The following is a 9,924-nucleotide window of genomic DNA, read 5'->3' on the forward strand; positions in this document are numbered from 1 at the left end:
TAGTTGGTTCATCGAGAAAAAGAATATCTGGTCTGTGAAGCATTGCTGCTGCAAAGTCGCATCGCATCCTTTGACCAAGACTTAGTTGTCTAACAGGAGTGTTAAGAAAACTTTCAAGCGCCAGCAAGTCTATCATTTCATCGCGCGTCTTTGTATATTCTAAATTTGGAACACGATAAATATCTCGAAGCAAATCGAAAGACTCTATTACTGGCAAGTCCCACCATAACTGTGTTCGCTGCCCAAATACAACTCCAATACGACCAACATGTTTAATTCTATCTTTCCAAGGAGTTCGCCCACCGATTATGCATTTTCCACTAGTAGGTACTAAAATACCACTGAGAATTTTAATCGTAGTTGATTTTCCGGCGCCGTTTGGACCGATGTAACCGACAAGTTCCCCTTGCTCAAGCGAGAAGGAAACTCCTTTCAATGCATAAACTTCCTTAGTTTTGCGCTGCACAAACCCCCGTATTGAACCAAAAACTCCAGAGGTACGCTCAGATACAAAGAAGCTTTTCTTAAGGTCTTCGACAAGAATATGAGGCATAACATAACCTTTGCAACCATAGAAATTTAATAAATCAACCATACTACTGGTCTATGTCATTAATTTTGGGTGGGTTTGTAGCATAGGCGTCTCGCCTGTGCGTAGGTCAGGCGAGACGCCTAACCTACGGGTTATTTTATATACTACCAAAACTTATGTCATTAGTTTTGGGGAGTTGGAAAAACGAACCGCAAAGGACACAAAGGTCGCAAAGGAAGAATAATTAAGAAGTGAACACACCAAAATTAATGATACTAACTAATGTACTATGCGGCGAGTTCCGATTATTGCCAATGCGACACCTGTGAGAATTACTACTGCGCTTACTAATTCTAATGGTTTGGGAACTTCTCTAAATATTAGGTATCCAAGTAGACTGGCGCCAATTGGTTCAAACAATAGTACAAGTGTTACAATAATTGGTGACATAACACGTGTTGCCCAGTTAAAGCTTGTGTGACCAATTAATTGGGGAATCAATGCCGTTAATGCAATGTAAAAATATACTTGGTTAGGATAATTTATATAGCTGGCGCCAATTAAAAAAGGCACAGGTAAAAGTACTAATGCTGAAGTTGTATAAGCGACTGTAATATATTTACTTATACTTAGTCCTTGTCGCTGTGCTTCCCTTCCTAGAAGTAAATAAAGACTCGCTGCCCATGCTGCCATTAGAGCTAAAATATTACCAATTAATGGTTGACTTCCAGTATTTACACTGCCACTACTCAAGCTAATTGTAATTCCTCCAGCAAATGCTACACTAATACCAAATAAAGTCAATAATGATGGCTTTTCTTTAAACCAAACCCAACTAATAAATGTTACCCATATAGGGTTGGTAGTAACTAACGTTGTAGAAGCAGCAATAGAAGTGTAAGTTAGTGAAGTTATCCAAGCTGCGAAGTGCAAAGCTAGAAAAAATCCGGCGCCGACAGCATAGCGGACAGCAGTACTAACATTGATATGTTGTGATACCTGTGAGACTTTGCTCGGTATAAAGCCTGTGGTTAAGAGTAAAATTAGTGAGGCAATGCTCAAGCGAGAAGCTGCTAATACCAAGCTAAACCCAATGTTGTAAACTCCCGCAGACTCAAATGCTAGTCGCGTAGAAATAGCAGAAGTAGAGACAGCAAACACCCCGATAGTCAAGATTAAAGCAACTTTCCAAGTTGGAATCATATTTTCCCATCACGCTGCTGTATAATTTTACCTTAAGTAGAAAAATATATTACTAAACATACTAAATACTATGAAGAATACATTGCAGCAATTCATAATCTACCTTGTTGATTCTCCTTTAAAAAAACTTATTTGGAAAAGATGGTACAACCTACTTACATCAAATGTGGCAAATAATAAAATAACTTTTATGAATTATGGATATGTAGATTTAGAACAGGATATCAAGCTATTACTGAGTAATTACGAACAGGGGGAAATTTATAGCGCTCAACTTTATCATCATGTTGCAAATGCTATTCCACTAAATGGATTAGATGTTTTGGAAGTTGGATGCGGACGTGGTGGTGGTTCTTCATATATTACGCGCTATTTGCATCCAAAAACAATGACAGGAGTTGATTTTTCTGAACGCAATATTACATTTTGTCAAAAAAATCATGTTGTTCCACAGCTAAATTTTTGTATAGGAGATGCAGAATCTTTAGAGTTTCCAGATTGTTCATTTGATGCTGTCGTCAACGTTGAATCATCACATTGCTATGCTTCAATTGAAAATTTCTTTTCCGGAGTTTATAGAGTTCTTCGTCCAAATGGTCACTTTTTGTTCGCTGACTTTCGCTCAAAAGAAGTAGTAGATGATATAAAAAACTTGCTCGAATCATCTGGATTTAAAATTTTAAAATCAGAGATAATTACAGATAATGTTGTTAAAGCAATGGATTTAGATAACGAGAGAAAATTAACATTAATTAAACAAAATACTCCCAAGTATTTACAAGAACTGTTAAGTTGGTTTGCTGGATGTCAGGAAAGTCCTATTTATCAAGCACTCAAAAATCGAGATGTTGAATACTTTTGCTATGTGTTACAAAAGTAACTTAGCATTAAAATAAAACAAGATGGCGCCTGAACGCCACTTCAATCTCACATCTTGCACCAACGTATTAATACTGAGTTACACTTTATCTAATGAACATGAGTTATTGTCAATAAAACTAAAAATCACCATTCTTAGCCTGCTCCCGGCAGGCTTTGTTTGTATAGCCCCACCCTTATAGGGTGTAGGTGCAAAATATAAGATAACCAAAAAACCTTATAAAGATGCCTAATTTTAATTCGTAACCGCACTTTTTGGGTTATATAAAGAATTATGCACAGGCGCTTTGGCCTATGCTACAAATTTTGTTTACAACCAATTACTTATCCGTTACATCCGTTGTATCCGTTGCCATTAATCTCCCACAGCTTGACCTTCACGTCTAGGGTCTACGCCACCTATTAAACCTTGACTATCAATGACGATGGCGTGGGAACCACTAGTTTGTTCTCTAACAGTTACTGTATGTCCCAATGCTTCTAATTGTGGCTTAAGGTTTGCTATGTTTGTATTCGCCTCTAATTCGGTGGCGCCATTACGGTTTCCAAAGTTGGGTAATGATAAAGCTTGTTGAGTATCGAGTTTCCAATCGAGTACTGCTACAATTGCTTTTGCTACATAGTTAATGATTAAAGGACCACCAGCGGAACCAACGACCATTACTAATTTGCCTTTGCCATCAAACACCATCATCGGCGCCATTGAACTTCTGGGACGTTTACGGGGTTGAATACGATTGGCAATTAATTTACCATCTGCTGTTGTTGGAGAAAAAGAAAAGTCTGTAAGTTGGTTGTTGAGCAAAAAGCCATCCACCATCAACCGGGCGCCAAAAGCATCTTCAATACTGGTAGTCATTGATACGGCGTTACCATTGCCATCAACAATGGAAATGTGACTGGTGGAAGGAAATTCAGGAGAATTATCAACTCCCCAACGCAATGCTTGTTGGGATAAAGGATTACCTGGCTTGGCTTCACCTACAAACGCGCGGTTAGGGTTGATTAAAGCTGCACGGTTTTTTATATATTTTGGGTTGATTAATTCTTTGGTGGGAACTGGAAGAAAATCTGGGTCAGCTATATATAATCCTCGGTCTGCATATGCAAGTTTTCCCGCTTCTGCAAATAGATGGACTGCTTGTACTGAGTCTGGTTTGAGGGAAGATATCTCGAATCTTTGCAGCATTCCCAATATTTGCAATACTGTTATACCACCAGAAGTAGGAGGCGCCATACCGCAAACTTTGTACACTCGATACTGACCACACACAGGTTGTCGTTCCACTGAGTTATAGTTTGCGAGGTCGGTAGTTGTTAAATCCCCTGGTACTGAAGCAGTTTTGACTGTATTAACAATATCCTGAGCAATCTTACCTTTATAGAAGGCGCCTGAACCGGATTGAGCAATTTGGCGCAGCACGTTAGCATATTCTGGGTTGACGAGTCTGGACTTGGGATTACCATTTGGTTGATAAAAGTAGCTTCTTGCTCTTTGGGAGCGACTCAAAAACTTTTCTTGACTGAGGAGAGTATTTAAACGTGGTGAGATAGGAAAACCAGTTAAAGCTTGTTTTATTGCAGGCTGGAATAATTGTGACCAAGGTAATTTACCATATTGTTTGTGTACCTGTTCCAACATTCTGACTACCCCAGGCACACCTACCGACTTACCTCCAATGACAGCATTGTAAAATTGTAACGGTTTGCCATCTGAACCGAGAAAACGGTTAGCTTGAGCAGTATAAGGAGCAGTTTCCCGACCATCAAAGGTGCTAATTTTTTTAGTTTTGGCATCGTAGTAAACTAAGAAAGCACCACCACCAATGCCAGAAGACTGTGGTTCAACTAAACCGAGTACCATTTGCACGGTAATAGCTGCATCAATAGCACTACCACCACGTCGCAGCACATCACGACCGGCTGCTGCTGCTATTGGGTTTGCTGCCACCACCATATACTTTTTTGTTCGGACAGCTTTACGTTCAACGCGCGAACTTCCTGCTTCGGGTGCATCTTGTGCCAACCCTATTAATGGGCGCCACGGAGTAGTGACAAGTAATATCACAAGTAAGCAATAACGTAAACCCAATTTAGGAAGTATTATCATATATTTTTTTTATACCCTTATACATAACTATGTTGTTGGACTGCTTTGAACTTTTAAAAAAGGAGAGTTGATGTCTAAGTACCAGTTTTCATCTACAAATTCAAGGTGATCATCATAAATTATAAGTAATTCGCCAATAAACGTTTTATCACCATCTAGATTGCTGTTTAAATGACTAATAGAAAACCTCATTTGAAGAAAGCGCTTTTTATTAGTAACTCCAATCGAACTGCTGACTAGCTCTGCTTTGAGAGTGGATGGTAGAGTAATTTCTTCATAGTGTTTATCTTCGTCATCCCAGTAACTATATACGTTATAGTTGGATGATTCTAGATGCTGTTTAATGAATTCATCTGCGTCTAATTCTTCTAGTATCTCCGTTAAGTTTTGCCATATTTGATGATTTTTTAACTCTAATAACATCATAAATGTATAACTGTGGTTATGTTCACATGTTTTTACTCTCTATGGTAAAAAATATATATACCACAGAGGCACAAAGAATACAGAGAAGTTTTCCGTAAACCTTGGTAAAGGACATGTATCTAAAAATATGAGCAAATTAAGCCAAATATTGAGCTTAATTCGCAAATAACACAATTCTATCATTTAAAATCATACAACCACAGGTTAAATTATAAAACGCTTACTAATTGCTGGCACCTCTAGTTTACTTCTGACACTAAGTCTGTACCTCGTTCGCGCGTTGTCTTTCCTAGAGGTAAAACAAGTACTGATATCAATGGTGTAGAAAATCGTATCTACGTATTAAAGGCCAAAGCTGGACAAAAGTTAACCATAAAAGTTAATAATTTAGGCGCCCGCGCGGGTGTAAGTCTCTACAATACTAACGGTAAAACCGTAAAAAACCTTGGTGGTTTTGATAGTCAGGGCAAGAGTTTCACATATACCCTGCCCAAGAATGGTGATTACTATATTCTCGGATATGCAGGTCCAACCTATCACTCGTATGAATTCACAGTTTCGATAAAATAACATAAAAAAATTCCCGACTTCTCGATAAGTCGGGAATATAAATTAAGACTGTGGAAGAATTGGGTCGCCGTCTCTGATATTAAGCAACCCTGAAGTTATAATTTTTTGGTTGGGTTGTAGTCCTTCTAAAACTTGATAATTATTACCCGTCGCGTTGCCTAGCTTCACTAGTCTCTGCTTGACGATATATCCAGATGATGTATTAGAAGATGGTTCTGCTGTATAAACAAAAGTTTCTTTTCCCACACGTGAAACTGCTGTTGATGGTACTAATGCTCCTTGACGTTGACTCCAAATTACCCGCGCGCGGACAAACTGGTTTGGCTTTAGCTCATTCTTAGAATTATCATAAAGAGCTTTGATCAGTGCAGACTGTGTGTTATTACTAGCATTAGGAGCAACGAAAAACACGCGGCTTGTGCCAATAGTATTACCTTGAAGGTTTAAGATATTTACTTGCATTCCATTCTTAACTTTCGTTGCATTTTCAATTGGGACGATAATGTGTACTTCGAGGGGATTGTTTTGAGTTATTGTTAATAGTTGTGTATAAGCATTGACCAAATCACCAGTTTTTATGGGGATTTCAGCGACTACACCAGTAAAAGGAGCGTTGATACGGTAGATTTGAGGTTTTGGTGGTGATTGTTGAACTGTGGGTGTTTGTGTTTGTTGAATGAGTTTTTTTGCTTGAGCAATGGCAGCTTGCTGTGTTTGAATTTTGGACTCGATAACTTTTAAGTTTGTTTTAGCAGCAGCAAGACGGTTAGCATATACGTCTAAAGTTTGTCGAGAAACGGCGCCTTGAGATGCGAGAGTATTGTATCGGTCGAACTCTTGCTGGTCTGATTGTATCTCAGCTTGAATTTTCGCGCGTTCAGTTTCCAAAGACGTAAGATTTGACGTGGCAACATCAAGCTGTGACTGTGCTGTTAAAGCTGCGGTGTTAACAGTGGGTATAGGAAGTGCAACTTGTAGTGGTGGTTCAATTTGGAGAATAGGTGCCCCTTGTTTTACAGTTTGACCAGGTTTGATCAAAATTTGAGTAATTTTCCCTTGGATTTTAGAACTAAGCGTTTCAGAACGACGAGTTTGTAAACTAGCAACAAAATCAGATGTTTCTTGGACAGTTCCAGATTGAACGGTTGATAGCTTGACAGGTATAGCTGGTGTTTGTGGTTGAGCAGAAGTTGTAGTTTGGGGTGTTTTAGTGGGAATGAGAAAACGCAGAACAGCAGCGGAAGTTCCAAGTACTGCCAGCAACACAAACAAAGGCAAAAGCCAAGGTCTTCGATGACGTGGTGACTGTAATACTGTTTGGGGAGCATTTTCGCTGTCATTATTATCGGTTTGCGGTTCTGAAGGGGTCATAGCAAACTCTTAACCTTATATAGTAAATGAGAACGTAGGGTGCGTGACGCTAATAGCATTTTGAAACGTAGGGTGTGTGACGCTACCAAAATTTTGAAACGAAGAGCAAGTCTAATAGCGTCACGCACCGGCTCCTGTTATAATCACATTCATATATTTAAGCTTATCCACAACAATAAGCTTAAGCTTACATATTTAGTTAGTCTGTTGTCCTATTAGTATTTGCTGATTTTTTTTAATATCATGTAGCAAATTTTGTCCGATTAATTTGCGTGTTATAAAATAAACATTAATAAGTTATTTATTGATACATTATTTTACTCTCGTTCTTAATATTTGGTGCGTGACGCTACTAGATGCTCGCTTCGTTTCAAAATTTTAGTAGCGTCACGCACCCTACGTTCGTTTTGTTGTATCACGCAGAACAACTTCTATTGCTTTGTCTTTTTGAGGGTCGGCGCCACTCGCATATTCTAAGGTAAAAGGTACTGTGATATCTGGTGTTACGCCCTTACCTTCAAGCCGAGTTCCATTTACGAATACGTTTGTTACTGCTACATATAACAAAGTACCATCTTGCATGATAAAGGGGCGCCCAGCTACGACGGCGCCTAAAGTTTTTGCACCAATAACTGAACCTATTTTATATTGTTGGAAACCATATGCGATAATTTCTTTACTGCTTCTGCTACCTTCATTGATTAGCATGACGACGGGTTTTTTCCACTGTGAATCATAGGTGACACGCGAACCATTACGGGCAATACTGGTAACGCTCGGCCCAGTACCTGTAAAAACAGTAAGGTAATTTGTATTTCCCCCACCCCAACCCGCGCGTAAGTCTAAGATTAATGCATCGGCATCTTTAAGACGGTCGTATAGTAAGTCATATACAAGTTTTTCTTGAGATGGGTCAGCAGCATTTGCCCAAATATGCACGTAACCAATCTTCTTGTTTTGACGTTCGATGATTTGCGTACTAGCTCGTTGAGCATCAAGAAACATTGTAGTCGTATTATATACTTTTGGTGTGACGACAATTTCTTGTTTACTGTTAGCGTTAGCTTGACGCTGAATTTGGATTGTAACCTTTTGTCCGGCTTTTCCTGTAAACGATTGTACGGGTTGATACGGTAAATTATTTACACTTAATATTTCATCGCCAACAACAATACCTGCTTTAATTACTGGACTGTCATCTAAAATAGCACTGACAAATGTTTTACCGTTTATAGATTTCGTAAAAATACCAATATCAGTGTATTCAAATTTTCCTTTAGGAAAAAATGGCTTGAGTCTATTGAGCGACTTTCTATCGCGCGGTTGAAAGATACCTAGCAGTTGATAATAACTTTGTTCATCAGGAATATAGAAGCGCGTGTGTGAAGTACGTAACTCAGCCAGCATAGTATTGACAATAGCAGCAAATTCCTGTGATGATTTAGACTTGACTGCCTGTGGTTTATACTTGTCGCGCATAGCTTGCCAATTTATTCCATTAAACTTAGGGTCATAGAAGTTATCATTGATGGTCTGCCAAACTTCATCAAAGACCCTTGCTTGTGGCTGTGCTAGCGTAGGAAGTAGGGGTGATACGAACCACAGCGTTAGTATTACAACGATACTAAGGAAAAATGCCACAAAATAGCGTCTATTAACCGAAAATTGATATCGTTTCATTTAAATTTATAACTCAGGAGTAGTTACCATGTATCAACGTTGGATAATATCTAGTTTAAGCATTTTACTCAGTATCGTTGTGGCAGCTTGTTCTAACGTTGCTACATCTCAACCAGGACTATCAACTGCTACTCCTAGTTCTCGGAAGGCGCCTCAACAAGTAGCAGAACGAGTAGTTGCATTAACGCCTCTCGCAGCGGACATAATTTATAGACTTGATCAAAATAAGCTTGTCGGAATAGCTGGTAATTCGATTTTAAATAAAGATTCCCGTCTTAAAGACATTACGAGTGTAGCCCAAGGAAGAACACAGCCGAACCTAGAAAAAATTGTAGCGCTCAAACCTGACTTAGTTATCGGCGCCTCTGGATTTTCTGACCAAACTCTTAAACGTCTACAGGAACTAAAAATTAGTACTCTAGCAACAAAAATAGATAATTGGAAAGCATTAGAAGAACTGACGACAACTTTAGCTGTTAGAATAGGTGCCAGTCCAAAAGCGTTATTAGATAAATATCAACAGCTTTTAGGACAAGGTACTAACGCAAACAAAAATACATCAGCATTAGTATTAGTCAGCCGTCAGCCAATTTTAACTCCAAATAAAGATAGTTGGGCAGGAGACATGCTCAACCAGTTCCGAATTAAAAATATTGCTGCTGACTTACAAGGTAAAAGTCCATTTCGCGGATATGTAACCTTATCACCAGAGAAAATATTAGAAACAAACCCAGAAACAATCATTCTCGTCAATACTCCACAAGGTGGTTCAGAGCAAGAAGTTATTGACGGATTTAAAAAAGAAACATTTTGGCAAAAACTACAAGCGACAAAAAATAACAGAGTTTATGTTTTTGATTATCTTGGCTTAGTAAACCCTGGAAGTATTGACGCAATTGAAAAAGCCGCCGAAAAGATTCAAAAAATCACGACGTAGCATAGGCATCCTGCCTGTGCGACATATAATACTATCGTCTAATCCCAAACAAACCTAAAATTTTCCGAGACTCAGCCAATAAACGCTTCTCCTCATTACGGTACTTAGGCAATGATACATTAATAGTAGGTGTATCCAAATTCCAAGCTGCAACTAATCTATTATTTCGGAAGCCATATCTTTGAAAATCTACTTGGGATACTTGAATTAACTGCC

Annotated in this window: 9 protein-coding genes and 1 pseudogene; 3 read left to right on the forward strand and 7 right to left on the reverse strand. The window is 38.7% G+C overall.

The window, feature by feature from the left end:
* Together AC2JBO_RS39005 and AC2JBO_RS39010 are read right to left on the reverse strand one after the other, a co-directional pair.
* Positions 1-553: ABC transporter ATP-binding protein (locus tag AC2JBO_RS39005; protein ID WP_496959001.1), on the reverse strand; the 553-nt coding region annotated here is incomplete at its 3' end.
* 258 nt (positions 554-811) lie between these two features.
* Entirely contained in the window at positions 812-1,735 is a 924-nt protein-coding gene (locus AC2JBO_RS39010) for a DMT family transporter (RefSeq protein WP_496959002.1), read from the reverse strand.
* 190 nt (positions 1,736-1,925) lie between these two features.
* Here AC2JBO_RS39010 and AC2JBO_RS39015 point away from each other — a divergent pair, with 190 nt between their 5' ends.
* Positions 1,926-2,615, forward strand: coding sequence for a class I SAM-dependent methyltransferase (locus AC2JBO_RS39015; protein WP_496959003.1), 690 nt, complete (start codon positions 1,926-1,928; stop codon positions 2,613-2,615).
* Positions 2,616-2,969: 354 nt separating this feature from the next.
* Here AC2JBO_RS39015 and ggt read toward each other — a convergent pair whose 3' ends face one another.
* Entirely contained in the window at positions 2,970-4,724 is a 1,755-nt protein-coding gene (gene ggt / locus AC2JBO_RS39020; protein ID WP_496959004.1) for a gamma-glutamyltransferase, read from the reverse strand.
* A 27-nt stretch (positions 4,725-4,751) separates the two neighbouring features.
* Positions 4,752-5,150, reverse strand: a complete 399-nt coding sequence (locus AC2JBO_RS39025; RefSeq protein WP_496959005.1) for a hypothetical protein — start codon at positions 5,148-5,150, stop codon at positions 4,752-4,754.
* Between the two features lie 333 nt (positions 5,151-5,483).
* Here AC2JBO_RS39025 and AC2JBO_RS39030 point away from each other — a divergent pair, with 333 nt between their 5' ends.
* Positions 5,484-5,720, forward strand: coding sequence for a pre-peptidase C-terminal domain-containing protein (locus tag AC2JBO_RS39030; protein ID WP_496959009.1), 237 nt, complete (start codon positions 5,484-5,486; stop codon positions 5,718-5,720).
* 42 nt (positions 5,721-5,762) lie between these two features.
* Here the strand turns inward: AC2JBO_RS39030 and AC2JBO_RS39035 are convergent, their stop codons facing one another.
* Complete coding sequence (locus tag AC2JBO_RS39035) at positions 5,763-7,091, reverse strand: efflux RND transporter periplasmic adaptor subunit (RefSeq protein ID WP_496959006.1); 1,329 nt, start codon at positions 7,089-7,091, stop codon at positions 5,763-5,765.
* A gap of 396 nt (positions 7,092-7,487) precedes the next feature.
* A complete protein-coding gene (locus AC2JBO_RS39040; RefSeq protein ID WP_496959007.1) occupies positions 7,488-8,771 on the reverse strand; it encodes a S41 family peptidase in 1,284 nt (427 codons plus the stop codon).
* Positions 8,772-8,799: 28 nt separating this feature from the next.
* On the opposite strand from AC2JBO_RS39040, the gene AC2JBO_RS39045 reads away from it, so the two are divergent.
* Positions 8,800-9,708 carry an ABC transporter substrate-binding protein gene (locus AC2JBO_RS39045; RefSeq protein ID WP_496959008.1) on the forward strand — a complete coding sequence of 303 codons (909 nt, stop codon included), beginning with the start codon at positions 8,800-8,802 and terminating at the stop codon, positions 9,706-9,708.
* Positions 9,709-9,739: 31 nt separating this feature from the next.
* On the opposite strand, the pseudogene AC2JBO_RS39050 reads toward AC2JBO_RS39045, so the two are convergent.
* Positions 9,740-9,924 (reverse strand): annotated as a pseudogene (locus AC2JBO_RS39050) (hypothetical protein); the annotation flags it as partial.

It is taken from the genome of Calothrix sp. CBUCES-K 9914 (assembly GCF_059640475.1).

Coding starts and splice junctions, on each gene's coding strand:
- AC2JBO_RS39035 (WP_496959006.1), bottom strand. CDS start 7,091: ATGACCCCTTCAGAACCGCAAACCGATAATAATGACAGCGAAAATGCT.
- AC2JBO_RS39010 (WP_496959002.1), bottom strand. CDS start 1,735: ATGATTCCAACTTGGAAAGTTGCTTTAATCTTGACTATCGGGGTGTTT.
- AC2JBO_RS39015 (WP_496959003.1), top strand. CDS start 1,926: ATGAATTATGGATATGTAGATTTAGAACAGGATATCAAGCTATTACTG.
- AC2JBO_RS39040 (WP_496959007.1), bottom strand. CDS start 8,771: ATGAAACGATATCAATTTTCGGTTAATAGACGCTATTTTGTGGCATTT.
- AC2JBO_RS39025 (WP_496959005.1), bottom strand. CDS start 5,150: ATGATGTTATTAGAGTTAAAAAATCATCAAATATGGCAAAACTTAACG.
- ggt (WP_496959004.1), bottom strand. CDS start 4,724: ATGATAATACTTCCTAAATTGGGTTTACGTTATTGCTTACTTGTGATA.
- AC2JBO_RS39045 (WP_496959008.1), top strand. CDS start 8,800: ATGTATCAACGTTGGATAATATCTAGTTTAAGCATTTTACTCAGTATC.